The sequence below is a fragment of the Pseudomonas sp. PS02290 genome, assembly GCF_029960075.1.
Taxonomy (GTDB): domain Bacteria; phylum Pseudomonadota; class Gammaproteobacteria; order Pseudomonadales; family Pseudomonadaceae; genus Aquipseudomonas.
On the sequence record NZ_JASCOY010000001.1, the window covers coordinates 174,167 to 201,166 of the forward strand.

Annotated in this window: 26 protein-coding genes and 1 pseudogene; 2 read left to right on the plus strand and 25 right to left on the minus strand. The window is 58.1% G+C overall.

The annotated features are described in order from the left end of the window. Positions 1-49 precede the first annotated feature (49 nt). The 5 genes from QMX88_RS00805 to gcvA all read right to left on the minus strand — a co-directional run bounded on the left by QMX88_RS00805 (position 50) and on the right by gcvA (position 5,415). Positions 50-997 carry an ABC transporter substrate-binding protein gene (locus QMX88_RS00805; RefSeq protein ID WP_282365432.1) on the minus strand — a complete coding sequence of 316 codons (948 nt, stop codon included), beginning with the start codon at positions 995-997 and terminating at the stop codon, positions 50-52. Further along, complete coding sequence (locus QMX88_RS00810; protein WP_282365433.1) at positions 994-2,118, minus strand: NAD(P)/FAD-dependent oxidoreductase; 1,125 nt, start codon at positions 2,116-2,118, stop codon at positions 994-996. The genes QMX88_RS00805 and QMX88_RS00810 overlap by 4 nt, the downstream gene beginning before the upstream one ends. A 20-nt stretch (positions 2,119-2,138) precedes the next feature. Continuing rightward, the gene (locus QMX88_RS00815; RefSeq protein ID WP_282365434.1) at positions 2,139-3,647 is read right to left on the minus strand and encodes a methionine--tRNA ligase; all 1,509 of its coding nucleotides are present in this window, start codon (positions 3,645-3,647) and stop codon (positions 2,139-2,141) included. Beyond that, on the minus strand, positions 3,647-4,090 hold the full coding sequence (locus QMX88_RS00820) for a cupin domain-containing protein (RefSeq protein ID WP_192174503.1): 444 nt from the start codon (positions 4,088-4,090) through the stop codon (positions 3,647-3,649). The genes QMX88_RS00815 and QMX88_RS00820 overlap by 1 nt, the downstream gene beginning before the upstream one ends. 416 nt (positions 4,091-4,506) lie before the next feature. After that, positions 4,507-5,415 carry a transcriptional regulator GcvA gene (gene gcvA / locus QMX88_RS00825; RefSeq protein WP_192174502.1) on the minus strand — a complete coding sequence of 303 codons (909 nt, stop codon included), beginning with the start codon at positions 5,413-5,415 and terminating at the stop codon, positions 4,507-4,509. 156 nt (positions 5,416-5,571) lie between these two features. Between gcvA and QMX88_RS00830 the strand changes: the two genes are divergently transcribed. Together QMX88_RS00830 and QMX88_RS00835 are read left to right on the plus strand one after the other, a co-directional pair. Continuing rightward, entirely contained in the window at positions 5,572-6,495 is a 924-nt protein-coding gene (locus QMX88_RS00830; RefSeq protein WP_192174564.1) for a DMT family transporter, read from the plus strand. A gap of 178 nt (positions 6,496-6,673) precedes the next feature. After that, positions 6,674-7,606: a LysR substrate-binding domain-containing protein gene (locus QMX88_RS00835; RefSeq protein WP_282365435.1), complete on the plus strand. Its 933-nt coding sequence runs from the start codon at positions 6,674-6,676 to the stop codon at positions 7,604-7,606. 24 nt (positions 7,607-7,630) lie between these two features. Here the strand turns inward: QMX88_RS00835 and QMX88_RS00840 are convergent, their stop codons facing one another. The 20 genes and pseudogenes from QMX88_RS00840 to mnmG form a co-directional block, all read right to left on the minus strand. After that, positions 7,631-8,119: a HipA domain-containing protein gene (locus QMX88_RS00840; protein ID WP_282365436.1), complete on the minus strand. Its 489-nt coding sequence runs from the start codon at positions 8,117-8,119 to the stop codon at positions 7,631-7,633. Positions 8,120-8,560: 441 nt separating this feature from the next. After that, complete coding sequence (locus QMX88_RS00845; protein WP_282365437.1) at positions 8,561-8,905, minus strand: helix-turn-helix domain-containing protein; 345 nt, start codon at positions 8,903-8,905, stop codon at positions 8,561-8,563. A 450-nt stretch (positions 8,906-9,355) separates the two neighbouring features. Next, complete coding sequence (locus tag QMX88_RS29515; RefSeq protein WP_442969423.1) at positions 9,356-9,865, minus strand: methyl-accepting chemotaxis protein; 510 nt, start codon at positions 9,863-9,865, stop codon at positions 9,356-9,358. 30 nt (positions 9,866-9,895) lie between these two features. Continuing rightward, a pseudogene (locus tag QMX88_RS29520) lies at positions 9,896-10,687 on the minus strand (PAS domain-containing protein); the annotation flags it as partial. A 174-nt stretch (positions 10,688-10,861) separates the two neighbouring features. Then, entirely contained in the window at positions 10,862-12,697 is a 1,836-nt protein-coding gene (glmS, locus tag QMX88_RS00855) for a glutamine--fructose-6-phosphate transaminase (isomerizing) (protein ID WP_192174382.1), read from the minus strand. 10 nt (positions 12,698-12,707) lie between these two features. After that, positions 12,708-13,478: a DeoR/GlpR family DNA-binding transcription regulator gene (locus QMX88_RS00860; RefSeq protein ID WP_192174475.1), complete on the minus strand. Its 771-nt coding sequence runs from the start codon at positions 13,476-13,478 to the stop codon at positions 12,708-12,710. 179 nt (positions 13,479-13,657) lie between these two features. After that, a complete protein-coding gene (glmU, locus tag QMX88_RS00865) occupies positions 13,658-15,025 on the minus strand; it encodes a bifunctional UDP-N-acetylglucosamine diphosphorylase/glucosamine-1-phosphate N-acetyltransferase GlmU (RefSeq protein WP_282365439.1) in 1,368 nt (455 codons plus the stop codon). Positions 15,026-15,145: 120 nt separating this feature from the next. After that, positions 15,146-15,571, minus strand: a complete 426-nt coding sequence (locus tag QMX88_RS00870; protein WP_133774003.1) for a F0F1 ATP synthase subunit epsilon — start codon at positions 15,569-15,571, stop codon at positions 15,146-15,148. Between the two features lie 44 nt (positions 15,572-15,615). After that, the gene (gene atpD, locus QMX88_RS00875; protein ID WP_037016914.1) at positions 15,616-16,992 is read right to left on the minus strand and encodes a F0F1 ATP synthase subunit beta; all 1,377 of its coding nucleotides are present in this window, start codon (positions 16,990-16,992) and stop codon (positions 15,616-15,618) included. 28 nt (positions 16,993-17,020) lie between these two features. Continuing rightward, positions 17,021-17,881, minus strand: coding sequence for a F0F1 ATP synthase subunit gamma (atpG, locus tag QMX88_RS00880; RefSeq protein ID WP_037016916.1), 861 nt, complete (start codon positions 17,879-17,881; stop codon positions 17,021-17,023). Positions 17,882-17,931: 50 nt separating this feature from the next. Beyond that, complete coding sequence (gene atpA / locus QMX88_RS00885; RefSeq protein ID WP_065988057.1) at positions 17,932-19,476, minus strand: F0F1 ATP synthase subunit alpha; 1,545 nt, start codon at positions 19,474-19,476, stop codon at positions 17,932-17,934. A 21-nt stretch (positions 19,477-19,497) separates the two neighbouring features. Then, the gene (locus QMX88_RS00890; protein WP_037016920.1) at positions 19,498-20,034 is read right to left on the minus strand and encodes a F0F1 ATP synthase subunit delta; all 537 of its coding nucleotides are present in this window, start codon (positions 20,032-20,034) and stop codon (positions 19,498-19,500) included. Between the two features lie 12 nt (positions 20,035-20,046). Further along, positions 20,047-20,517, minus strand: coding sequence for a F0F1 ATP synthase subunit B (locus tag QMX88_RS00895; protein WP_065988056.1), 471 nt, complete (start codon positions 20,515-20,517; stop codon positions 20,047-20,049). 57 nt (positions 20,518-20,574) lie between these two features. Further along, positions 20,575-20,832 carry a F0F1 ATP synthase subunit C gene (gene atpE / locus QMX88_RS00900; RefSeq protein ID WP_002555987.1) on the minus strand — a complete coding sequence of 86 codons (258 nt, stop codon included), beginning with the start codon at positions 20,830-20,832 and terminating at the stop codon, positions 20,575-20,577. A gap of 137 nt (positions 20,833-20,969) precedes the next feature. Continuing rightward, a complete protein-coding gene (gene atpB, locus QMX88_RS00905; protein ID WP_282365440.1) occupies positions 20,970-21,839 on the minus strand; it encodes a F0F1 ATP synthase subunit A in 870 nt (289 codons plus the stop codon). Between the two features lie 16 nt (positions 21,840-21,855). After that, positions 21,856-22,263: a F0F1 ATP synthase subunit I gene (locus tag QMX88_RS00910; RefSeq protein ID WP_172610187.1), complete on the minus strand. Its 408-nt coding sequence runs from the start codon at positions 22,261-22,263 to the stop codon at positions 21,856-21,858. Between the two features lie 146 nt (positions 22,264-22,409). Further along, positions 22,410-23,282: a ParB/RepB/Spo0J family partition protein gene (locus QMX88_RS00915; protein WP_282365441.1), complete on the minus strand. Its 873-nt coding sequence runs from the start codon at positions 23,280-23,282 to the stop codon at positions 22,410-22,412. 9 nt (positions 23,283-23,291) lie between these two features. Beyond that, positions 23,292-24,086, minus strand: a complete 795-nt coding sequence (locus tag QMX88_RS00920) for a ParA family protein (RefSeq protein ID WP_192174386.1) — start codon at positions 24,084-24,086, stop codon at positions 23,292-23,294. Between the two features lie 18 nt (positions 24,087-24,104). Further along, positions 24,105-24,740, minus strand: a complete 636-nt coding sequence (rsmG, locus tag QMX88_RS00925; RefSeq protein ID WP_282365507.1) for a 16S rRNA (guanine(527)-N(7))-methyltransferase RsmG — start codon at positions 24,738-24,740, stop codon at positions 24,105-24,107. A gap of 5 nt (positions 24,741-24,745) precedes the next feature. Then, entirely contained in the window at positions 24,746-26,644 is a 1,899-nt protein-coding gene (gene mnmG / locus QMX88_RS00930) for a tRNA uridine-5-carboxymethylaminomethyl(34) synthesis enzyme MnmG (protein ID WP_282365442.1), read from the minus strand. Positions 26,645-27,000: the final 356 nt, after the last annotated feature.

A 27,000-nucleotide genomic window follows, 5' to 3' on the forward strand; every position in this document is an offset into this window, starting at 1 on the left:
TTCTTCCTGAAAGTTGCAAAAGATGTGGCGAGCTTTTGGGCAGGCCGCTTCAACACAGCAGACGTCGCTCGTGGACGTGCTCGTCGGTGTAGACCCACAGCGAAACCCGGGCGTGATCGTTCTCCCCGTCGCTGAAACTGACAGGGCCGGCAGGGGTGGCAAATTGATCGAAGCGCAGCGCATCAAGCAGTCCGCGCTGATCAGCGGCGGCTCGGTCGACCAGAGCAAATGCCGCAAGCGTCTCGACGGCGTAAACCGGCGCCTGTTCGGCGTAGATCTGTTGATAAGTCGCATCGAACGACTGCGCCTCAGCCAGATCTCCCGCGATGGGGAAGCTGATGACATACACCGTGCCGGTTTGCGCCATCCCTTCCACCAGCGCAGGAGATGCGGCGTCGTCGGTGAAGAAGATCGGCAATTCACAGCCAGCAGCGCGGTTATCCACAAGGAACTGGCGGCTGGCTCTCAAACGTCCGCAAAACACCAGAGCCTCGGCGTTATTCACATCGTCTACCAGCTCGACGGTGGATAACTGCGCGGCTGCATGCAGCTCCTGCAATTGCTGGCGCCCGTGCAGGCTCGGGTCAGTGAACACAGCGAGCCGGCGCAGGCGTTCAGATTCGGCAAACTCGATCAACCGCGTGGCAAGGAGTCGGTCAGACGCACAAATGCGGAATGTGGTTTCTCCAGCGCGGGTCAAGGCTGCGCAGGTAGACGCGGGCAGGATCAGCGGAATCCCCGCCTGTGCATAACTTTCCACTGCTGCGGCGGCAGAGTCCGACGCGAAGTGACCAATCACAGCATCCACCTTCGCGTCGATGAAGTGCCTCGCCGCCGCAAGGCCGCCCGCTGCGCTCGCGCCGTCATCAAAGTAGAAATGGCGCGCGCGGCGCACGTGGGGAAACAGGTGACTGGACAGGTACACGCCGCGCAAGAAACCTCGCGCGTGCAGTGTGGTGCCGACGTCGAGTGCCGCGCAGATACCCAGGCGCATCATGACAAGGCGACCTCGGCAAACCGCGAAGGGCGGAACGCTTCCATGACCGATCTATAAGCCGCATCCATCGATACGCCGGACATCAATCCGCTCAGCTCGAACGCCAGCAGCTCGGCAACATTGGGCGCCATCTTGAAACCGATGCCACAAAACCCGGTGGCGAGAAACACATGGCTGTTGGCGCTGGAACGGCCGATCAGCGGGCGGCCGTCTTCGGTGTACGCGTCCCAGCCGACCTGTGTGACCACCGGCAAACTGTGGTGCCGGTCGTAGCCCAGACGAGAGACGCGGTCCATGACGTCCAGCTCGTTATCCAGTGGCGACAAGTTCAGCTGATCCGCATGTTCTGCGCGCTGGCGCCGCTGACCGCCCACTTGCACGAGATTGCGTCCCAGCGGCAGCAGGTAGGTATTCAGATGGTGAGCAATGATCGGCATGCTCGGGGCCTGATCGCAGCCGAAGCGCGTGAATGGAATCGTCCGCGCGTGCACGGCGTTGTGCGGCCGGGGCAGCGGGCCACTGGCGCCACAGGCATCGACGACCCAGGTCGCTTCCAGGCACAGCTTGCCGGCATGAACCTGAGCATAGCCGTCCAGTTCGACGCAGCGGTCGACAGCCAGGTGATCGAGGTACGTCGCTTTTTCACTGACGTAGCGGCACAGATTCGACACCGTGACGCGGGCATCCACCGTGCCGCCACTGCGTTCGATAAGCAGGCATTCGCCGACACAAAATGGCGAGAAACGCCCGTTATCCAAAGCGTCGACGCAAGCGTGCAACTCAATGCTCTCGGACCCTTCGCTGTCCACCGCTTCCAGGTATTGCCCACACACCTCGGCGCTGGCGATGTAAGCGACCCCACTGCGATTCAGTGCGCTCTCGTAGAGGGCGTGGACGATGCCGGAATTGCCGTGAAGTGATACGCGCCGGGTCAACGGACGCAGCGCGGCGTCCAGTTCCAGACCGCGAACAATGCCGCCCGTGTCCCGCGTTGCGCCCTGGGCGCCAGCGATGCCTTTCTCCATCAGCGCGACATCGAGGCCGCTTTCGACCAGCGCCGCTGCAATCGAAGCGCCCATGATGCCGGCTCCGATCACGATCACATCAAATGAAGTTTTCATCGTCGTCGCGCGCCTCTCGGTCAGATTTCGTACTCGACCGCACTGACATACACCAGCTGCTGCAGGACTTCGTTTTCAGTGAAGCGGCAATAGCGCAGGATCTGTCTCGCCAGGTCCGGGAACACCGGCGCGCCGATGGCACCGATCAGCGCCATGTACGGCAGAATCCGCTTGCCGAGGGTCTGACGATCACGGGCGGCGTTGATGATGTCCGACAGCAGCACCGCGAGCCCCTTCATGCTGAAGTGATCCACCGACGTCACTTCGAACCAGCGCGCTACCAAAATCTTGAGGGCCGCCGCGTCCGCCGCACTGACTTTCAGGCTGTCGCCGTCCACCCGCTCGCGCTCGGCCTGGGCGGCCAGCTTGACCAGCACCTCGTTGAAGGTTTGCTCACGCCAGGCGGAGAACTTCTCGACATCGAAGTCATCGGTGTCCTGCTCCGGCGCGATCAGCGCCAGATAGAAGCGCGCGCTATCGGTACAGGCGTCTGCCACCAGGTCTCGCGCCCAGATCGCATAGTTGCGGCTGGTGGAAAGGTTCTTGCCGTTCAAGGTCAGGAACTGGTTGGTGTAGAAGGTCTGGCGCATGCGATAGCCGTGCATGGTCTGCAGCAGCGAGGGGTAAACCATCATGTGGCTGAAGGCGCAGTCATAACCCAGAAAGTGCACCAGCCGACCTTTGCCGGAGCGGCAGTATTCGTCGTACTCCCACGGCGCAAGCTTGTGTTCGTTCAGGTATTCGCGAAAGGCCGCCAGGTAACCGGACAGGCCCATGACCCAGGTATGTATGCGCCGGCTGCCATCCGGCTTGAGATCCAGCCCGCCGTCGTGAGGCCGGGTGATGCCCCAGTCCACCGGACCGATTTCGAATTCCTCCTCCAGGAAACGGCGGATGAAAGGCCGCAGCGGCGCATGTTCGAACGAGCTTTTGAGGTGGTTGCGAAAATTCGACAGCGCCAGAAATTCACGCTCAATGGGACGCCAGATCATGGGCGTCGCACATAACTTGCAGCGGAAGTTGCTCATCTTCGAGGCATTGGGCGTGTGCGCGCACTCTTCGCACTGGCTGGCATCCGAGTCCGAGCCACAGTGATCGCAGTTACCCCGGCCAAATGCTTCGTAACCCCACTTGTCACAGTGTTCGCAGTACGGTTCCTGGCTGACCTTTTTGTAAATGGCCCCCGCCTTCACCGCGTACTCGTACATCTCCTCGACGGCGTTCTTGAAGTAACTGTTGCGATCCGGGCGCATCCAGAAGTCCACCTGGATGCCCATCTTCTTCAGCGTGTCGTTGATTTTGTCAGTGTTTTCCAGCGCCAGCGCTTGAGGCGCACGGTCCAGTTCGATACCTCGACGCAACATGTAGGACTGATAGTCATCGGAGTATGAAACGAGGGTGCAATCGTGGCCGCGTTGACGTTGGGCACGGGTGTAGATATCTGCCGCGAGAAAGGGCCCCGCCATATGACCAATATGCAAATCACCATTTGGCGTCGGCGGCGTGATCGTGACGAGTAACTTGCCCATCACGACGCCCTCTGATCGGACACGTCATGAATGGTCGCTTTGTGCAGGGCGAACTCATTGGCAGCCATCGCCTGCTGGGCATCTTCATCGAGGAAGCGGTTGGCGGAGTCACGGTCCCACCACACGACGTAGAAGTGGAAGTCTTCGTCGGTGTCGTTGAACACATAGTGATCGGTGTGTTTGGGAATGGCGGCGATGTCACCCATGGTGAACGGGTACGTCTGATCCCCGACGATCAACTGGGCGGTGCCTTTGATGCCGATAAAGAATTCCTGGTCTATCTGCGTATGCGACAAGGATTTGGTGTGCGGGCGCACGACGCACCAGCCACCACCAATGGGCGTCGGATAGCCGTTCCACGGCAGTAACCTCGCGCCATCCAGGTCGTATTCATGAACCAGTTTGTCCCACGCCATCGGGCGAAAAATATCGAAATCAGTCATGAGGGTTTCCTTCAGCCAGAGCATCCTGCTCGCTGTTTTATCGGCGCCAGACTGAGCTGACGGGCACGTGCCAGTTAAGGGATAAACTGAAGAAAAGCGCGCGACGGGGCAAACTAGAAATCCGCAATCAGCGGTTAAGTTTGACTTAACGGGTCTTGGCTTAATTGTTTTGATAATCAGCGAGTTGACTGGTTTTAAAAGCGTGGGTGTATCACCCGTGGACACTGAAGCAGGACTTAACTGCCTTGATAACTAACCAAGACTTCATTACCCCGCAGAAATTGAGGGTGTAGGCACTGGCCTATTCCCGGCTGAAGCCAGTCCTACTGACACACCGCGTACACACTGTATGACCGGCTTTAGCCGGGAAAACGTCGGTGGCTACAACGCAGACTCGGCGGTACGTAAAACACGAACTATCGCGTGGTGAATTCACGCTGACTGGCGTTGGCCTGGGACAGCAGCCAGTCCCGAAATAGTTTGCTGGATTTGGGAAGAATGGCCGTCTCGTCATACACCAGGTAATAGGCGATGGGCGTGTCGATCGTCGCGCGAAACGGCACGACCAAACGACCAGACGCCAGCTCTTCCCGAATCAGCGAACGGCGCACCAGCGCAATGCCCATCCCCGCCAGCGCAGCCTCGATGACGCCGTTGGAATCCACGAACACCGATCCTTTGTGAACAGCGGCCTCGCCGTCTTCGATACCCACTGCACGGAGCCACAACGCCCAGTCCTCGCGGTGTTCGTCGTGCAAGAGGTTGTAGCTTTTCAGGTCAATGGGCGAGGAAAGATACCGGGAATCCGGCAGCAGAGAGGGGCTGCAGACAGGCTGCAGTCGGTCGTTGATCAGCATCTCCACTTCCAGACCGGGGTAACGCCCGAGGCCGTGGCGCACGGCGAAGTCGACGCCGTCGCCGAGCAAATCAACCAGTCGGTTGGTGGTGCTGATCAGCACCTCGATGCCGGGGCAGATGGCCTGGAAATCAGGCAGGCGGGGCAGCAGCCATTGCATCGCAAAGCCGCTGGTGCAGCTGACAGTGATTGTATTGGGGCCGTTGTCGCTCATCAGACGCTGGGTGGCGTCGGATATCTGCCCGAGCGCGGGACGAATGGCCCGCAGGTAGATCTTGCCCTCGGCAGTCAGCTCCAGGCGCTTGGTGTTGCGGATGAACAGCGTGACGCCCACGGCTTTTTCGAGCTTGGCGATCTGTTGGCTAATGGCCGCAGGGGTTACGAACAGCTCACCTGCCGCGCCTTTCATGCTGGCGTGGCGCCCCGTCGCTTCAAAACACAACAGCGCGTGCAGGGGCGGGAATTTCATGCCTGACCTCGATTAAGAAAATCTAATGTGCTTAAGAAAAGCTCGCTTGAGCACCACCCCAGACACTGCTCAAATCATCACACCCTGACTCGACGAGCGTCAATCAACAACTTTTCGGTCAGCGGATCGGCGATACGGATCAAGAAAGGAAGCGCAATGAAAGTCTCCGACTATGTTCGACTGATTGTTCTGGCTGCCATCTGGGGAGCCAGTTTTCTGTTCATGCGCGTGGCTGCCCCCGTATTGGGCGCGTTGCCTACCGCCTTCTTCCGCGTGTTGCTCGGCGCCATTGGCTTAATGGTGATTCTGGCCATTTTAAGAACCCGGCATGAGTTCAACGGCAAGTTCAAATCCACCTTGATCCTGGGCATCATCAATTCCGGCATTCCGTTTTTGATGTACAGCATGGCGGCCTTACTATTACCCGCAGGTTATTCCGCCATCTTGAATGCGACGACACCATTGATGGGCGTGTTGATAGGCTCAGTGTTTTTCAATGATTCGCTGACACCCAAAAAAGCCGTTGGCGTATTTCTCGGTTTGCTAGGGATAACGTTGCTGACCACGACAGGCCCGGTGACTTTCACCACGTCGGTGGTCATGGGCGCAATTGCTTGCCTGGTCGCGACCAGTTGCTACGGCGCTGCAGGATTCCTGACCCGTCAGTGGATCGGCGACCGGGGAGGCCTGGACGCGAAACTCGTGGCGTTCGGCAGCCAGATTGGCGCGACGCTGTTTCTGCTGCCCTTCTTCGCCGTCTCCGCCACCGTCAACCCGCCGGCCACCTGGGGCGACTCAACTGTGTGGCTGTCCCTGGCAGCCGTTGGGTTCGTGTGCACGGCCTGTGCTTACATTTTGTACTTCCGCCTGATCGCCGATATCGGCCCGGTCCGCTCGCTGACCGTCACTTTCCTGATTCCGCCATTTGGCGTCCTTTGGGGCGTGATGTTCCTCGGTGAAAAGGTCTCCGCCGGACACCTTTACGGCGGTGGTCTCATCTGCCTGGCGGTCTGGTTCGTGTTGAGCCAAAGCAAGCCGAAGCCGGCACCTGTTCCTCAAGACCGCGCCGCCACAACCTGACAGCAACGTTATCCACAACTGTTTTCGGCGCCGGGTAAATACCCGGCAGGGCCCGGCTGTGCCTGAAATATCCAAGCTCGGGTGATAAGAACGCTTTGGGGATTCATCCGATGGCAACTCCAACACGCTTTTCCATCACCTGGCGCACTGGCAGCACTCTCACGGCGAGGTATGCAGGATGAGCAGAGCGATCCCGTTGATAGCCCTCCGCACGTTCGTTGAGGTGTGCAAGGCCGGGAGCATGAAACGTGCAGCGGACCAGCTGTGTGTGTCACCGGCCGCCATCAGCCAGCAGATCAAAGGGCTGGAAGACCAGATCGGCAGGCGGCTGTTCGAGCGAGACGCCAAGGGCATCCAGCTTACCCCTTCCGGACGCAGCCTGTTCGACGAGCTCGCCGGCACCTTTGACGTCATCGAAAAAGCCTGGTCGCGCGCTGCACTCAAGGCGCCACGTCAGACGCGCCTGGTGATCAGCACGACGTCCACCATCGCAAGTTCGTGGCTGATCCCGGCACTGGGTGGTTTCAAGGAACGTTGCCCTAACGTCGAAATCTCGATTCAGATCTGTAACGGTCTGTCGGAGCTCAAGCACGGCCATGTGGATATCTGCATCCAGCGCGAGATGGCCGCCAGTTGTGAAAACCACGCCACGCACTTGTGGTCGTCCTACTTGATCCCCGTGTGCAGCCCGCATCTGCTCAGCACCCAGCGCAATATCGAGAGCCCGCAGGATTGCCTGACCTTCCCGCTGCTGCAGGACACCGAGCGCAACTACTGGAAGGTCTGGATGAACGCCTTCGGCATGAGCAACCGCAAGATGATTCAGGGTTCCAGCTATGGCGACGAGTCCCTGTTGATAAGTGCGGCCTGCGCCGGCCAGGGCATCGCGCTGGTCAACAGCGTCTTCGCGTCCGAGGCATTGCAGAGCAAACGGCTGGTGCAGGTCACCAATGCCACGGCGGAGCTCAAGTTCGACTATTTCGTCTATTGCGCGAAAGAGCGGCGGGAAGAATGGGCGATTGCTGAGTTCATGAAATGGGCTGTGCAGCAGGCGGGCAAGACAGCGAAGGGGCATGCCCGGGAGATTGAAAGCGCGAGCCAGGTGGCTTGATTCACGAAGCTCGGCGAGTGGGTTTCACTGGGTCATACGTGTTGAGCTGACGGCGTCGCATGCCATGTGCAGATCTGTGCCCCTTAGCCATTTGCCGTAATGAGCTTTGAGCTCATCTTCCCAACTCGCCACCTCATTCAGCACTTGCTCCGGTTGCGCACGGGATAAAGCGAAATGGGCGTGATGGCTGAGCACATTGGTTCGGTTGATTGCGCTTCCATCGCGCCCGACAGCCATGGCCAACGTCTTCGCCGGCCCCTCGTCGAGCATCGGCAAGACATCGTACATAGGCGAGAGTCGCCATCCTTCTTCCCGCCAAATAATCGCGTGATTGCGTGGGTGGTCGTCGCTGTTACCGGCCAATGCGTTGTAGCACCTGCGTTTGAACAGCTCTTGCAGGTCCTCGTCCGGGACTCCTCTGCGTCGCATCTCGTCTGCCACCGATGCATACCGCCAGTCGCGGTGGTGCGGTTCGTTCCAGTCTGAATCGAGCAAAGTGAGTGCGCTCAGCATCGGAATGCGATGGGCGCCGTCCGCACAACCCGGTGTTTGCGACGTGCATGCCCTTGGAAGCGGCGAAGGTCATGCAGGCAAATTCGATGGAGGGGAAATCATACTCATCAAACTGGTCACGGGGCTTGGCCAGGATCAGCATGCCTTTGTCTTGCAGCGTTCGCTTGGGCCTGGCTCCACCGAGGGACGAACGCTGCTGCCGTATGTTTAGCGTTACGAGCGATTCGGCATCCAGCTGCCTGTCGTAAACCGCTTCACAGGCTTCAATGAATTTCGCCAGACCTTTGAGCGTATAGTTGATGGGATCTGGCACCCATCCACTCCGTTTCACGTGATCAGGTGCATAAAGAAACTCACCCACCGCGCCTTTGAGCGTCAATCTGCCGAGCGTCACCACGTCTTTGGTCTTGGGGTCTTCCATATAGATATAGGCGCGAGACATCAAAAGTCCTCCGACTTGGGTTTCGCCAACCGCACCCGTCGCGCTGCGAGGCCGTCCTTCGCATCTTCGTCGCTGCCATAGCGAGTGATTTCAGACGTTTTTTCAATCCCGTCCAATGGCGCGAAAACCTGGTCGCTCAAGCCCAGGCGCCATAGCACCAGCATGAATGATCGCAAGTCGACCCGTTCCGAGCCGTTTTCGATCTTGCGTAACGTATGTGCCGAGATGCCGATCGCGCGTGTGAGATCAGCTTGGCGCAAGCCTGCTGATAAGCGTCGGGCCTTTACCAGCAGCGCGATTCTAGCAAGGCTGTCGGCGCACGCGACGGGGAAGAAGTCAGTCATAACACTCACCTGGGCTTACCTTAACTGACTTAAGGTAAACCAAGCTGAGTATTAGCGCGATGTGAAGGTCAATTAATACGCACTTAAATGCGTTTTAGGCCGCCTAAAGCTTACTGTGGTGAGTTTTATGTGTGGGTGCCCACGACTCGCACGACTGTCCGTCGGCTTAGGAATCTGCGATCCGCCGCTGACTTGCGCTGCGAAAGCACCTTGAACGTTCGTTCCGGACATCATAGAACAGCTGTGTGGCCTGTTCGCCAGTCACAGCCTTCTGTTCGTGCCTGCTCGATCCGGCTGAATAGCGAGTCACACTCATCCTCAAGCCTGGGCCGGTCGATCTTATGCAGATCGTTTATGGACTGCTTGAGAGCATCGAGCATAAGGATCACCTGGATCGCGCTTTACCTTGGGGTCACTGAGAGGTGCAGACGTGAAGCATTGCAGCAATCATTACTGCCCGGCTTGACCCGAGAACTGCTCAACGGCGACCACAACACTGTTGGCACCTTGTTGAATGTCCTTGATCACCTCGTCCGCCTCACTGGCGAAACCCAGCGCCGCCCCGGCCTGCTGCCTGCTTTTTCCGATCATGGTCACAGCGCTGGACGCCAGAACCTGATTGTTTTTCACGACCTCGAAGATCTCCGCCGTCGCCTTAGTGGTTCGAAGGGCCAGGTTTCTGACCTCGTCGGCGACCACAGCAAAACCGCGGCCCTGTTCCCCGGCACGTGCGGCTTCGATCGCTGCGTTCAAGGCCAACAGATTGGTCTGGTCCGCGATGCTGCCGATGGTTTTGACGATGGTGCCGATTTCCTGGCTCTGGGCATCCAGTGCTTCAATGCCATGGGCAGCATCTTCCATCAACGCCGACAGTGTATTGAGGGTCGTGACGGTGTTCTGGATGACTTCGCGACCTTGCTCTGCGCTGGCGTTGGTTCGAACCGACGTGCCGTGGGCCATGCCGGCTGCTTCGGATACAGCGCGCTCGCGGGTGACCTGGTCGGTGATAACGGTGGCTATTTTGGCAATCTTGTACAGCTTGCCATTGGCATCCACGATTGGATTGTAGGAAGCCTCCAGCCATACCTCGTTGCCATGTTTATCCACTCGGCAAAACCTTCCCGCGACATAGGATGCCTGTCTAAGGGTCTGCCAAAACCGATCATATTCTTCCGACTGAGCGTCGGATGGCATGCAAAAGATTCGGTGGTGCTTGCCCAGGATTTGGGGAAGCGTATAGCCCATAGCGTCCAGAAAATTCTGATTGGCTGCCAGCACTAACCCATCCAGAGAAAACTCGATGACGGCAGTGGAGCGCATCAGAGCCCCCACCAGCGCTTCATTCTCCCTGGAGGCCTCAATGGTCCTCGTCAGCACGCTTGAATACAAAACGATGCGTTCGACCCGCCCGCTGTCACCTGCGAAGGGTATGACCATTGCCCGTAGCCAGACGTGTCGACCTTCACGGCTGCACAGACGCAACGTGCCGCTGTAATGCTTGCCTTGGGCAACGGCATCAAGAGCGCGGCGCTGATGTACGTCTCCGCTCAGCTCTGAAGGACTGAATTCACGGAGGGCACGACCAGACAACTCAGCCTGGGTGAATCCCAGCTCTGTTTCAAACAGAGCATTCACCTCAAGGATGACGCCTGCCGCGTCCAGGGTGACCGACACGGTTTCGAGATCCAGCGTCGCCTTGACCTGCTCAAGAGCCCCCAGCCGTTTTTCCAATTGCTGGATTTTATCTTTTAACCGGGTATTGAACATGGAGGCCGCTCGCATTGACTTGAGAAGCTATCGACGCGGCGAGCGAAACCTTGAGAAGCATGGCCAGCAGCCTGATGGCCGGTGCAGATCAAGCATTCGGTCCAACGTGTAGGCCCTCCTTTGCCTACACATTAACAATCTGCGACTGCGCTGATTCCATAAGAACCAGCGCAGTACGCTGTGGATAACTTATTCCACCGTCACGGACTTCGCCAAATTACGCGGCTGATCCACATCCGTACCCTTGAGCACTGCCACGTAATACGAAAGCAGTTGCAGCGGAATCGTGTAAAGGATCGGCGTCAATGCGTCGAGGATGTGGGGCATGGAAACCACGTGGGTCCCCTCTCCGTTGACCAGCCCGGCCTGTTCGTCCGCGAAGACGATCAGCTCGCCGCCCCGTGCACGCACTTCCTGCAGGTTGGATTTCAGCTTCTCCAGCAGCTCGTTGTTAGGTGCCACGGTGACAACCGGCATGTCGCTGTCCACCAGTGCCAGCGGGCCGTGTTTCAGTTCGCCGGCCGGGTAGGCTTCGGCGTGGATGTAGGAGATCTCCTTGAGCTTCAACGCCCCTTCCATCGCCACCGGGAATTGCGCGCCACGGCCCAAGAAGAGGGTGTGATTCTTCTCGGCGAACAGTTCGGCGATTTTCTCCACCGTCGTGTCCATCGCCAGTGCTTCACCCAGGCGGGTCGGCAGGCGGCGCAGCTCTTCAACCAGTTCTGCTTCCACGCCAGCGCCCAGCGTGCCTTTGACCTGACCCAGTGACAGCGTCAACAGCATCAGCGCGACCAGCTGCGTGGTGAACGCTTTGGTCGACGCGACGCCGATTTCCGGGCCGGCCTGAGTGAGCAGGGTCAGATCGGATTCACGCACCAGCGAACTGATGCCTACGTTGCAGATCGCCAGGCTGGCAAGGAAACCCAGTTCCTTGGCATTGCGCAGCGCGGCCAGGGTGTCGGCGGTCTCGCCGGACTGGGAGATCGAAACGAACAGCGTGTCCGGCTGGACCACGACCTTGCGGTAGCGGAATTCGCTGGCGACTTCGACCTGGCAGGGAATGCCGGCCAGGCCTTCGAGCCAGTAACGCGCGACCATGCCGGCGTGATAGCTGGTGCCGCAGGCGACGATTTGCACGTTGCGTACTTTGGCGAACAGCTCCGCCGCTTGCGGTCCGAATGCCTGCACCAGAACCTGCTGCTGACCGAGGCGGCCTTCCAGGGTGCGCTGCACGACTTTTGGCTGCTCGTGGATTTCCTTGAGCATGAAGTGGCGGTACTCGCCTTTGTCCGCCGCCTCTGCGCCCTCGTGGTACTGAACGATCTCACGCTCGACGGGCAAGCCGGAAGCGTCCCAGATCTGCACGCTGTCGCGACGGATCTCGGCGATGTCACCCTCTTCCAGGTACATGAAGCGGTCCGTCACCTGACGCAACGCCAGTTGATCGGAGGCGAGGAAGTTTTCCCCAAGGCCCAGACCCACAACCAGCGGGCTGCCACTGCGGGCAGCAATCAGGCGATCCGGTTGATGTGCGCTGATGACCGCAAGGCCATACGCGCCGTGCAGTTCCTTGACCGTCGCCTTCAGAGCCGCAGCCAGATCGGGCGTGTCCTGCAGTTTATGGTGCAGCAGGTGGACAATGACCTCCGTGTCCGTGTCAGACGTGAACACATAACCCAGACCCTTCAAGCGCTCGCGAAGCGGCTCATGGTTTTCAATGATGCCGTTGTGCACCACCGCCAATTGCTCGTTGGAGAAATGTGGGTGAGCGTTGCGCTCCAACGGTGCGCCATGGGTCGCCCAACGGGTGTGGGCGATCCCGAGGCGGCCTGTGACAGGTTCGCCAGCGAGCGCCCGCTCCAGTTCGCTGACCTTGCCGACCCGACGACAACGCTCAAGCACGCCGGCGTTGTTGAATAACGCCACGCCGGCGCTGTCGTAGCCCCGGTACTCCAGGCGCTTGAGGCCCTCCAGCAGGATAGCCGTAACATTCCGTTCAGCAACAGCGCCGACAATTCCACACATGGTTCTTCTCCTAGGAAACAGCAGCGCAAATCAAGGTTACGCCGCGAGCCTGAATTTGTTCGCGTGCCTCTTGAGGCAGGCGGTCATCGGTAATGAGGGTATGGACGCTGCCCCAGGGCAGCTCCAGATTGGGAATCTTGCGACCGACCTTATCGGCCTCGACCATCACGATCACTTCCCTGGCAACTTCGGCCATCACCCGGCTGAGGCCAAGAAGCTCGTTGAATGTGGTTGTACCGCGGGTCAGATCAATGCCGTCGGCGCCGATGAACAGTTGATCAAAGTCGTAGGAACGCAGCACCTGCTCCGCCACCTGACCCTGAAACGACTCTGAATGCGGGTCCCATGTGCCGCCGGTCATCAGCAGGACCGGTTCGTGCTCCAGTTCACCCAGCGCGTTGGCGACATGCAGGGAATTGGTCATCACCACGAGGCCCGGCTGCAATCCCAGCTCCGGGATCATCGCAGCCGTGGTACTGCCGCTGTCGATGATGATCCGTGCGTGTTCCCGGATGCGGGCAACAGCAGCGCGGGCAATGGCTTGTTTGAACCTGGAAACCGGCTGGCCGGGTTCGCCAATCAATTCTTGGGGCATGGGGATGGCGCCGCCATAACGACGAAGCAGCAACCCATTGCTTTCGAGCGCAGCCAGATCCTTACGGACCGTCACCTCGGAAGTTTCGAAGCGTTTGGCCAACTCGTCCACGCTTACCTCCCCCTGCTCATTGAGCAACGCAAGAATGTTGTGGCGGCGTTGCGGCGTATTACGTTTCGACATGATTGGCTTAAGTTTCGTTTCGAAAGTTAACGAACGCAATGAAAGCTCATCGAAAGATATACGTCAAGGGGGGCTTTGGATTTTTTGGGGAGGATGGTTAAACGATTTTGTAGAGGGATTGTTGTTTAGCGACTCGGGATCAGCTGCCTGCCTGGCAAGCAGCCGATGTGACTGTGGATAACTTAGTCTTTATTGATTTTCACCGGCCGCTTCCAGCCTTCGATGTTGCGTTGGCGAGCACGGGCAACCGCAAGCTGTTCGGCCGGCACATCCTGATTGATGGTAGAGCCAGCGGCAGTGCTAGCTCCTGACGCGATATGCACAGGGGCGACCAGCGAGTTGTTCGAGCCAATGAACACGTCTTCCCCCATCACCGTCTTGTGCTTGTTCGCGCCATCGTAGTTACAGGTGATGGTGCCAGCGCCAATGTTGGTGCGCGCGCCGATCACTGCGTCACCCAAATAGGTCAGATGACCTGCCTTGGCGCCCTCGCCCAGATGAGCATTCTTCAATTCGACGAAGTTACCCACATGGGCACGGGCATCGAGCACGCTGCCCGGGCGCAAACGAGCAAAAGGTCCTGCATCCGCGCCTTCGCCAACGATCGCCCCTTCAAGGTGACTGTTCGCCTTGATGATTGCGCCCTTGCGCAAGGTGCTGTCCTTGATCACGCAGTTCGGGCCGATGGAGACGTCGTCTTCGATGACGACTCGCCCCTCAAGGATGACGTTCACGTCGATCATCACGTCGCGGCCAACAGTAACGTCGCCACGAACGTCGAAACGCGCCGGGTCGCGCAACGTGACACCCAGCGCCATGAGTCGGCGAGCCTCCCGCTGCTGGTAATGACGCTCGAGCTCGGCAAGCTGTTTACGGTCATTGGCGCCCTGCACTTCCATTGCGTCATCGGGCTGAGCAGTCGCGACCACGAGGCCATCATTGACGGCCATGGCAATAACGTCAGTCAGGTAATACTCACCCTGGGCGTTTTTATTGGAGAGGCGGCCCAGCCAGTCGGCAAGGCACTTGCCCGGTACCGCGAGGATTCCGGTGTTACCTTCCTTGATAGCCTTCTGCTCTTCAGTTGCATCCTTGTGCTCGACGATAGCGCTGACGCGATGCTGCACGTCACGGACGATGCGGCCATAACCGGTCGGGTCTTCCAGCGTGACCGTCAGCAGACCCAACTGCTGATCATTTACCAGCGCGAGGAGGCGGTTCAGGGTCTCTACTTGTATGAGCGGGACGTCACCATAAAGAATGAGTACCGTCTCGGCCGTCAGCGCTGGCAACGCCTGAGCAACGGCGTGGCCAGTGCCCAATTGTTTGTCTTGGAGCACGAAATTCAGATCATCGCTCGCCAATTGCTCTCGGACCCGCTCTGCTCCATGGCCTATGACCACGTGAATGCCCTGGGGCGAAAGCTGGCGTGCGCTGTGGATAACATGGCCGAGCATCGATTTACCGGCTACAGGATGCAAGACCTTGGGCAGAGCGGAACGCATACGAGTGCCCTGACCCGCGGCGAGAATGACGATATCGAGAGACATGAAGGGATTCCAGACGAGCAGGCCACATTAGCCGGGCTGATGATTCAGGCGAGAAGCCGAAAAAAGAAAAAGGGTAGCCGAGGCTACCCTTTTACTCAATCGCGCAACGGGTCGCCGGGGTTAGCCGCCGAACTTCTTGCGAATTTGCTGGACGGTGCGCAGCTGAGCTGCGGCCTCCGCCAGACGTGCAGCAGCAGCTCCGTAATCGAAATCTGCGCCTTTTTCATTCAGAGCACGCTCGGCAGCCTTGACGGCTTCCTGAGCTGAGGCTTCGTCCAGATCAGCAGCGCGTTGCACGGTATCGGCAAGCACTTTGACCATGTTCGGTTGAACCTCAAGGAAACCACCGGAGATGTAAAACACCTCGGCTTCGCCACCCTGCTTGATCAGGCGGATCGGACCTGGCTTCAGATCGGTGATCAACGGTGCGTGACCTGGAGCAATACCGATATCACCCAGGTTACCGTGTGCAATCACCATCTCGACCAGACCGGAGAAAATTTCTCCTTCCGCGCTGACGATATCGCAATGGACTGTCATAGCCATTTGCATGCCTCAACCTGATTAGCGCCCGTTGCCGGGCGCCTGGATTACAGTTTCTTGGCTTTCTCGATCGCTTCTTCGATGCCGCCGACCATGTAGAACGCCTGCTCAGGCAGATGGTCGTAGTCACCGGCGAGGATGCCTTTGAAGCCAGCAATGGTGTCTTTCAGGGAAACGTATTTACCCGAGGCACCGGTGAAGACTTCAGCCACGAAGAACGGCTGCGACAGGAAGCGCTGAATCTTACGAGCACGGGATACCAACTGCTTGTCGGTTTCCGACAGCTCGTCCATACCCAGGATCGCGATGATGTCTTTCAGCTCTTTGTAACGCTGCAGAACATACTGAACACCGCGAGCGGTGTCGTAGTGGTCCTGACCGATCACGTTCGGGTCCAGCTGGCGCGAAGTCGAGTCCAGTGGATCGACCGCTGGGTAGATACCCAGGGAAGCGATGTCACGGGACAGAACGACGGTGGCGTCCAGGTGAGCAAACGTTGTGGCTGGCGATGGGTCGGTCAAGTCGTCCGCCGGTACGTATACCGCCTGGATCGAAGTGATCGAGCCTTCCTTGGTCGAAGTGATGCGCTCTTGCAGCACGCCCATCTCTTCAGCCAGCGTCGGCTGGTAACCTACTGCAGAAGGCATACGGCCCAGCAGTGCGGATACTTCAGTACCGGCCAGTGTGTAACGGTAAATGTTGTCGACGAACAACAGAACGTCGTTACCTTCGTCACGGAACTTCTCAGCCATGGTCAGGCCAGTCAGGGCCACGCGCAGACGGTTACCCGGCGGCTCGTTCATCTGACCGTAGACCAGCGCTACTTTGTCCAGAACGTTGGAGTCCTTCATCTCGTGGTAGAAGTCGTTACCCTCACGGGTACGCTCGCCCACACCGGCGAACACGGAATAACCGCTGTGCTCGATGGCGATGTTACGGATCAGTTCCATCATGTTTACGGTCTTGCCGACACCGGCACCACCGAACAGACCGACTTTACCGCCCTTGGCAAACGGGCAAACCAGGTCGATGACCTTGATGCCGGTTTCCAGGAGGTCGTTGCCGCCAGCCTGATCAGCGAACGAAGGCGCAGGACGGTGAATGCCCCAGCGCTCTTCGGTTTCGATCGGGCCCGCTTCGTCGATCGGGTTACCCAGTACGTCCATGATCCGGCCCAGCGTCGCTTTACCGACTGGTACGGAGATGGCTGCGCCGCTGTCGATAACGTCCAGACCGCGCTTCAAGCCTTCGGTGGAACCCATCGCAATGGTACGAACTACGCCGTCGCCCAGCTGTTGCTGAACTTCCAGAGTAGTTTCCGCGCCTTGTACTTTCAGCGCGTTGTAGATGCTCGGTACGCTGTCGCGTGGAAATTCCACGTCGATCACGGCGCCGATGATTTGAACGATACGTCCGCTACTCATTAGCTGGATCCTCTGAATATTTGAACCGTTAAACCGCGGCAGCGCCGCCGACGATTTCCGAGATCTCTTGGGTGATCGCTGCCTGACGCGCCTTGTTGTAGATCAGCTGCAAATCGCTGATCAGGTCACCGGCGTTGTCGGTGGCGTTCTTCATCGCGATCATCCGCGCAGCCTGTTCAGCCGCGTTGTTCTCGACCACCGCCTGATAGACCTGCGACTCCACATAACGGACCATCAAGCCGTCCAGCAGCTCTTTGGCGTCGGGTTCGTACAGGTAATCCCAGTGGTGCTTGAGTTCTTGATCCTGGGTCGCGACCAACGGAATCAACTGCTCGACCGTTGGTTGCTGAGTCATGGTGTTGATGAATTTGTTGGACACCACGGACAGGCGATCAATACGGCCCTCCAGGTAGGCATCCAGCATCACCTTGACGCTGCCGATCAAATCGTTGATCGACGGCTCTTCGCCCAAGTGGCTGATCGCAGCGACGACGTTACCGCCGAAGTTGCGGAAAAACGCCGCACCTTTGCTGCCGACCACGCACAGATCGATCTCTACGCCGTTTTCACGGTTCTTCGCCATGTCCTTGACCAAAGCCTTGAACAGGTTGGTATTCAAGCCACCACACAGACCACGGTCACTGCTCACCACGACGTAACCGACGCGCTTTACTTCGCGTTCGATCATGAAGGGATGACGGTATTCCGGGTTAGCGTTGGCGAGATGACCAATCACCTGGCGGATGCGCTCCGCGTAAGGACGGCTAGCAGCCATGCGCATTTGAGCCTTGCGCATTTTACTGACCGCCACTTTTTCCATGGCGCTGGTGATCTTTTGCGTGCTTTTGATGCTCGCAATCTTGCTGCGAATCTCTTTTGCGCCTGCCATGTAACACCTATCAGGTTAGCAAGCGGGAGCCTCGCGACTCCCGCTGCGGCTTACCAGGTTTGGGTGGCCTTGAACTTCTCGATGCCGGCTTTCAGGCCAGAATCGATTTCGTCATTGAAGTCACCCTTCACGTTGATCTTCGCCATCAAATCGGCGTGATCTCGGTTGAAGTAAGCAATCAGCGCTTGTTCAAAGCTGCCAACCTTGGCGATTTCGACGTCAGTCAGGAACCCACGCTCAGCGGCATACAGCGACAGCGACATGTCAGCGATCGACATTGGCGCATATTGCTTCTGCTTCATCAGCTCGGTAACGCGCTGACCATGTTCAAGTTGCTTACGGGTCGCTTCGTCCAGGTCAGAGGCGAACTGGGCAAATGCTGCCAGTTCACGGTACTGAGCCAGAGCGGTACGGATACCACCGGAGAGCTTCTTGATGATCTTGGTCTGAGCGGCACCACCCACACGGGATACCGAAACACCGGCGTTCACTGCCGGGCGAATGCCGGAGTTGAACATGGCCGATTCCAGGAAGATCTGACCGTCAGTGATGGAAATCACGTTGGTCGGAACGAACGCGGAAACGTCGCCAGCCTGGGTTTCGATGATCGGCAATGCGGTCAGGGAGCCGGTTTTGCCGGTCACTGCGCCATTGGTGAACTTCTCTACGTACTCTTCCGAAACGCGGGATGCACGCTCCAGCAGACGGGAGTGGAGATAGAACACGTCGCCTGGGTAAGCTTCACGGCCTGGTGGACGACGCAGCAGCAGGGAAATCTGGCGATAAGCCACAGCCTGCTTGGACAGATCGTCATAGACAATCAGTGCGTCTTCACCGCGGTCGCGGAAGTATTCGCCCATGGTGCAACCGGCATACGGAGCCAGGAATTGCAGCGCAGGCGATTCCGAAGCACTGGCCGCCACGATGATCGTGTTGGCCAGAGCGCCGTTTTCTTCCAGTTTGCGAACAACGTTGGCGATGGTCGATTGCTTCTGACCGATTGCAACGTAGACGCAGAAAATACCGCTGTTTTTCTGGTTGATGATCGCGTCGATCGCCAGAGCGGTTTTACCGATCTGACGGTCACCGATGATCAGCTCGCGCTGGCCACGGCCGACAGGGATCATCGCGTCGACAGCCTTGTAGCCAGTCTGTACAGGCTGGTCTACCGACTTACGCCAGATCACGCCTGGAGCAACTTTCTCGACCGCGTCGGTCTCGGTGTTGTTCAGCGGACCTTTGCCGTCGACAGGGTTACCCAGTGCGTCGACTACGCGACCCAGGAGTTCCTTACCAACCGGAACTTCGAGGATGCGGCCGGTGCACTTGGCACTCATGCCTTCAGCCAGAGAGGTGTAAGCGCCCAGTACGACAGCACCCACGGAGTCTTGCTCCAGGTTCAGTGCCATACCGTAAACGCCGCCCGGGAACTCGATCATTTCGCCGTACATAGCGTCGGCGAGACCGTGAATCCGCACGATACCGTCAGACACGCTGACGACTGTGCCTTCGTTTCGGGCTTGGGAGGCAACATCGAGGTTCTCGATGCGGCCCTTGATGATTTCACTTATTTCGGAAGGATTGAGTTGCTGCATTGCTCTGCTGCCCCTTCAAACTCAAGATTTCAATGCTTCGGCTAGTTGCGCGAGTTTGCCGCGAACTGAGCCATCGATAACCAGGTCGCCGGCGCGGATGATGACACCACCTATCAGGGCGGCATCCTCCGCAGCGTGCAGGCGCACTTCCCGGCCGAGCCGTGCACTGAGAACCTTGGCGAGTTTGTCTTGCTGTTCTTGGTTCAATGCAAAAGCACTGGTCACATCCACATCTACCGATTTTTCCTGCTCGGCCTTGTAAAGCTCGAACAGTTCGGAGATCTCCGGCAGAAGCTGGAGACGGTCGTTTTCAGCAACGACGTGAATGAAATTCTGTGCCTTGGCATCGAACTTGTCGCCGCACACTTCAATAAAAGTGGCGGCCTTGTCTGCGCTCGTCAGTCGCGGGGCCTTGAGCATGCGCTGCATCGTGTCGTCTTGCGACACTGCAGCAGCCAGGCCGAGCATGGCTGACCAATTGGCCAGTTGCTGGTGCGCCTGTGCATGCTCGAAGGCTGCCTTAGCGTAAGGTCGGGCCAACGTGGTCAGTTCTGCCATGATCGCCCTCGCTTAAATTTCAGCAGCCAGTTTGTTTACCAGCTCCGCGTGCGCGTTTTGATCGATTGTGGCACCCAGGATCTTCTCTGCGCCGTTGACTGCCAGGCTACCCAATTGGGCGCGCAGCGCGTCTTTGACGCCGTTCAGTTCCTGTTCGATCTCGGCCTGAGCCTGAGCCTTGATGCGGTCAGCTTCAACGCGAGCCTGTTCACGGGCTTCGTCGACAATCTGGGTACCGCGTTTCTTGGCTTGCTCAATGATCTCAGCTGCCTGAGCCTTAGCTTCGCGCAGTTGCTGACCCACTTTGTCTTGGGCCAGCTCCAGGTCGCGAGCTGCTCGTGTAGCAGCGTCCAGTCCATCCGCAATCTTCTTCTGACGTTCGTGCAAAGCCGCGATGACCGGAGGCCACACGAACTTCATGCAGAACAGCACAAAAATGAAGAACGCAACGGACTGGCCAATCAGGGTTGCATTAATGTTCACGCCAACACCTCGCTCGTTCGTTGTCCATCACACCAATCAACTCGAAAATTCGAGTGATCAGCCAGCGAGTTGACCAACGAAGGGGTTCGCAAAAGTGAAGAACAGAGCGATACCAACACCGATCATGGTCACGGCGTCGAGCAGACCAGCCACGATGAACATTTTAACTTGCAGCATTGGAACCATTTCCGGTTGACGCGCAGCGCCTTCCAGGAACTTACCGCCCAGCAGGCCGAAACCGATTGCAGTACCCAGTGCGCCCAGGCCGATCAGCAGTGCAACAGCGATAGCAGTTAGACCAACTACAGTTTCCATCTTTCCTCCCGACTTTTACGTCGTATTGGTTAGGTTTTCTTAGATTAAAGCGGTAAAGCAAAATCGTTTCTTACATCAAGCCCTCGCGGGCACCCCCTCACCTAAGCGAGGGGATCATCAGACTCGCCAGGCGGGTCTCAATGGTTATCTTCGTGAGCCATCGACAGGTAGACGATGGTCAGCATCATGAAGATGAACGCTTGCAGGGTGATGATCAGGATGTGGAACACAGCCCACGCCCATTGCAGGACCACGCCCAGACCGCTGAGCCACAGCAGGCCGCTGCCGAACATGACCGCGATCAGAATGAACACCAGTTCACCCGCGTACATGTTGCCGAACAGCCGCAGTGCCAGAGAGATCGGCTTGGCCACCAGAGTCACGAATTCAAGCAGGAAGTTCACCGGAATCAACAGCGCTTGAACGAAAACGTTCTTGCTGCCGAACGGGTGCAGGGTCAATTCGCCGATGAAGCCGCCGATACCCTTGATTTTGATGCTGTAGAAAATGATCAGGGCAAACACGGACAGTGCCATACCCAGCGTCGCGTTCGGATCGGTGGTCGATACGGCGCGGAAAGGAATGTGGTGATCACCGGTGATCATGATCGCCAGTTGCGGGATCCAGTCGACGGGAATCAAGTCGACGGCGTTCATGAGGAATACCCAGGCGAAGATTGTCAATGCCAGAGGAGCGATCACGGCGCTACGGCCATGGAAGCTGTCCCGGACGCTGCCGTCGACGAACTCTACGAGCACTTCAACGAAGTTCTGCAGCGCGCCCGGCTGACCGGAAGTCGCCTTTTTTGCGGCCATGCGGAAGATGAGGACGAAAATCAGACCCAGTGCGACCGACCAGCCGAGGGTATCGACGTGGAAAGCCCAAAAGCCCATTTCTTTTGCTTCCGCTGCGGAATGCGCGAAGCCCCAACTGCCGTCAGGCAAATGACCAAAGGTCAAGTTCTGCAAGTGGTGCTGGATATAGCCCGAAGCTGTTTGCTCTGCCATGGTTGCCTCAAACGCCCTAAGGTCTCGAAAGTCTTGTTCTCAGTAGCAGGGGCGCAAACCAACTGACCAGTTGGGTCAGTATGAAAACGCCAAAAACCGCCAGCGGAGCCAGCGGCTTTACTCCTGCAAACGTCAGTGCAAAGAGCACTGCCGTAAAAATCAACTTGCCTGCCTCGCCGGCGTAGAACGACCGAACGATAGCCTGCGCTGCCCTGGCCCCGGAGTACCGGAATGCCTTATGAGCAAAATACACATTCGGCAGCCAGGCTATCAGGCCACCGCAAAGCCCCGAATACCCGGCTACAACGCCGTGCCACTGCCAAAGCGCCAGCGCTGCCCCCAAGAGGACAATCAACTGAGCCAGCAAGATCGGGAAAACAGCCAGGCGATGGAATGGCAGGCGGTTTGGCGTGCGTGTCTCCATCACATGGGCTCCTCGTGAGCCGGCCGCCAAAATCAACAACTTGGCATAAATTGTGCCGACAAAATGCGCGCAGAGTATAGGGGCGGTTCAGCCCCTATTCAACTGCCAGGTAGTGATTTCCGACTACGCGCTACGCATGATTTGTTTCAGCGAATGTGAGCGAGCACACCCTGTAGCTCATCCAGCGAGTTATAACGGATGACCAACTGACCTTTGCCCTTCTGTCCATGGCGGATTTGCACCGCGGAGCCCAGCCGCTCGGCCAGGCGCTGCTCCAGGCGAGTGATATCAGGATCGGCCTTCACAGGTTCCGCAGCCTCCTGTTTGCCGCTCAGCCACTGGCGAACCAGTGCTTCAGTCTGGCGCACGGTCAAACCGCGTGCGACAACATGTCGCGCCCCTTCAACCTGCTGATCTTCGGGCAGTCCCAACAACGCACGGGCATGGCCCATTTCCAGATCTCCATGGGAGAGCATGGTCTTGATCACTTCCGGCAATGCGATCAGTCGCAGCAAATTGGCGACGCTGACTCGCGACTTGCCCACCGCCTCGGCAACTTGCTGCTGGGTCAGCTGAAATTCCTGCTGCAGACGCTGCAGGGCAATCGCCTCCTCGATCGGATTCAGGTCTTCGCGCTGAATGTTCTCAATCAGCGCCATCGCGATGGCCGCTTCATCGGGCACATCACGCACCATGGCAGGAATCGACTCGATCCCGGCCTGCTGGCTGGCGCGCCAGCGGCGTTCACCGGCGATGATCTCGAAGCGGTTGTCGGCAATCGGGCGGACCACGATCGGCTGCATAACCCCTTGCGCCTTGATCGAGTTAGCCAGTTCTTCCAGCGCCTGGGGATCCATATCACGACGCGGCTGGTATTTGCCTCGTTGAATCAGGTCCAGCGGAATGTGCTGAAGCTCGCGCTCACTCGCCTTCACCGCCTGTTCTTCCAGTGCGGTGACGGTGGGGCTGCTCAGCAGTGCGTCCAGCCCACGTCCGAGTCCACGTTTCTTGACGGCCATGGAATTTCCTTAAGTGGGCTGAGCCGCGGTGCGACTGCCGCGACGTTGGCGACGGACCATTTCGCCCGCAAGTGCCAGGTAAGCCAGCGCGCCGCGAGAAGTCTTGTCGTACGCCAATGCCGGCATACCGAAGCTAGGCGCCTCGGCCAGACGAATATTGCGCGGAATAACGGTGTCGTACAGCTGCTCGCCGAAATGTTCTTTGAGCTGCGCCGAAACATCGTTGATCAGGCTAAGCCGCGGGTCATACATGGTCCGCAACAAACCTTCGATCTTGAGTTGAGGATTGAGCAGTTCACCGATGCGCTTGATGTTATCCACAAGGTCGCTCAGACCTTCGAGCGCAAAGTATTCGCACTGCATGGGGATAATCACGCCGTCGGCCGCGACCAGCGCGTTGAGCGTCAGCATCGACAAAGATGGAGGGCAGTCGATGAGAATGTAATCGTAGTTCTCGCGGATGGGTGCCAGCGCTGCTCGCAGACGCGATTCTTTCATCTGCATTTCCAGCAGGACCACCTCGGCAGCGGTCAAGTCGCGGTTTGCCGGCAGCAGCTGATAACCGCCGTGCTCAGAAAAGTGCATGGCCTGATTCAGATCGCACTCGCCGATCAGCAAGTCGTAAACCGAATGCTCAAGCCCGTGCTTATCCACACCACTGCCCATGGTGGCATTGCCTTGCGGATCGAGATCGATCAACAGCACCCGACGCTTGGTTGCCACCAGCGAAGCCGCGAGGTTGATGCAGGTTGTGGTTTTACCCACACCCCCTTTTTGGTTCGCTATCGCGAATACCTTAGCCATTCTTGCGTGTGTTCCCTGTCATGCCGTGCGGCGCAGTATCAGCAGATGCCGTTGACCTTGGCAACCGGGTACGGCCAAGGCTTGCGCGCTTTCCAGATGAAAATCTGCGGGCAATGCTACCAGTTCATCCACTGGATGCAGACCCTTCATTGCCAACCAGCGTGTTTCGCCGTCGCCCATGTGCCGAGTCCACTGGGTAAAGTCTTCCAGACTGCTGAAGGCGCGGGAGATGATGCCGTTGAACGGCAGCGCGGGCTGGAATGCTTCGGCACGGCTGTGGATAACTTGGAGGTTGGTGAGCGCAAGCTCGAGTTTGACCTGTGTCAGAAACCGGGTCTTCTTGCCGTTGCTGTCCAGCACCGTGACTTTCATCTCCGGAAACAGGATGGCCAGCGGAATGCCGGGCATCCCGCCGCCGCTGCCGACATCCAGCTGACGCTCACCCTCGATAAAACGCACCACGCTCAAGCTGTCCAGCAGATGGCGAGACACCATCTCATCCGGATCACGAACGGCAGTCAGGTTGTAGGCCTTGTTCCACTTGATCAGCAAAGCCAGGTACGCCAGCAACTGACGGTGCTGGCTTTCGCTCAACTCGACACCAAGCTCTCGAGCGCCAAGGGTCAGTTCTTCTGCATGCTGCGGGGTAACCATCGAACTCAAGCGCTTTGCTCCAACTGACGGCCCGCGCCGCGTTTTTTCAAATGAATCATCAACAGAGAAATCGCCGCTGGCGTGACGCCGGGAATCCGCGAGGCCTGGCCCAGCGTTTCCGGACGAGTTATCCCCAGCTTGCTCTGGATTTCCTTGGACAGACCGGAGATCCCTGTGTAATCGATATCAGCTGGTAGCCGGGTGTTTTCGCTGGCCCGCAGACGAGCAATCTCGTCTTGCTGACGGTCGATGTAACCGGCGTACTTGGTCTTGATTTCGACTTGTTCAGCGACCTGCGGGTCAGGCGAGCCGTTACCGGTCAGCGCAACCAGACTGGCGTAGTCCACTTCGGGACGGCTCAACAGATTCAGCAGATTGTATTCATGGGTCAACGGGGTACCGAAGTGAGCCGAGACTGCGTCGCCCTGCTCGGTACCCGGACGAATCCAGGTGGATTTCAGACGCTGTTCTTCCAACTCGATGCCTTCACGCTTGGCACAGAACGCCGCCCAGCGGGCATCGTCGACCAAGCCGAGCGCCCGACCTTGTTCGGTCAAACGCAAGTCCGCATTGTCTTCCCGCAAAATCAAGCGGTACTCGGCACGCGAGGTGAACATCCGGTACGGCTCCTGGGTGCCCAGCGTAATCAGGTCATCCACCAACACGCCGATGTAAGCCTCATCGCGACGCGGACACCAGCTGTCCCTGCCTTGAGCCCGAAGCGCTGCGTTGGCGCCCGCGAGTAAACCTTGGGCACCGGCCTCTTCGTAACCGGTTGTGCCGTTGATCTGTCCTGCGAAAAACAACCCACCGATAACCTTGGTTTCCAGGCAGTACTTCAGGTCGCGCGGATCGAAGTAGTCGTACTCGATGGCATAGCCAGGCCGCACGATGTGGGCGTTTTCCATTCCGCGGATAGACCGAACGATCTGCAGTTGGACGTCAAACGGCAGCGAGGTCGATATACCGTTTGGATAAAGCTCATGGGTCGTCAAACCTTCCGGTTCGATAAACACCTGATGGCTTTCCTTGTCGGCAAAACGATGGATCTTGTCTTCAATCGACGGGCAATAACGCGGCCCGACCCCTTCGATTTCCCCGGCAGCGGAGTACATCGGCGACCGATCAAGATTGGCCGCGATGATTTCGTGGGTCCGAGCGTTGGTGTGGGTAATCCAGCAGCTGACCTGGCTCGGGTGCTGAGCCTTGGAACCCATGAACGACATCACGGGAATCGGCGTATCACCCGGTTGTTCAGTCATCACCGAGAAATCCACAGATCGGCCATCGATGCGCGGAGGTGTGCCCGTTTTCAGGCGGCCCACTCTCAGCGGTAGTTCACGCAGCCTGCGTGCAAGCGCAATGGACGGCGGATCACCGGCGCGGCCGCCCGAATAGTTCTGCAGACCGATGTGGATAAGTCCGCCCAGAAAGGTACCGGTGGTGAGAACCACAGAGTCGGCCAGAAAACGCAGGCCCATCTGGGTAACGACGCCGCGCACCTGGTCCTGCTCGACGATCAGGTCGTCGCATGCCTGCTGGAATATCCACAGGTTGGGCTGGTTTTCGATGATTTCTCTGACCGCTGCCTTGTACAGCACGCGGTCCGCCTGGGCACGGGTCGCCCGGACTGCTGGGCCTTTACGGCTGTTGAGCACACGAAACTGGATGCCGCTTTTGTCAGTGGCCGTTGCCATCGCACCGCCCAGTGCATCGATCTCTTTGACCAGATGACTTTTACCGATGCCACCAATGGCCGGGTTGCAACTCATTTGGCCGAGGGTTTCCACGTTGTGCGTAAGCAGCAGGGTGGTAGCACCCATACGTGCGGACGCCAGTGCTGCCTCGGTACCGGCATGACCGCCGCCGATGACGATCACTTGAAAACGGGAAGGGAAATCCACCACGCACCTCGTGCCTGTTATTTGGGGGGAATAGGAATGGCGGCAAGTATAGGGACTTACCCCCCCTTAAGAAACCCGTTGCGCAAAATCTAACCAGCTGTGGATGAATGGTGGTTATAGAAATTAAAAAGAAAGAAATTTATAAGATCTTTGTTTTTATGTTTATTTCTACTGAGCCACATTTCTGTGGATAAAGCTCTGAAAGCTTTATATTGCCTGATGTACAGGGAATCAAAAGCCTGTGTCCATGTGCCAAAGAGCCCCTTGGATAACCTGCTGGAGCCTGTGGATTAAACCGATGGTTGTCCACAGGGCGAATTATCCTCAGCTCAGATGCCTGCTTATCAACCGAGCTT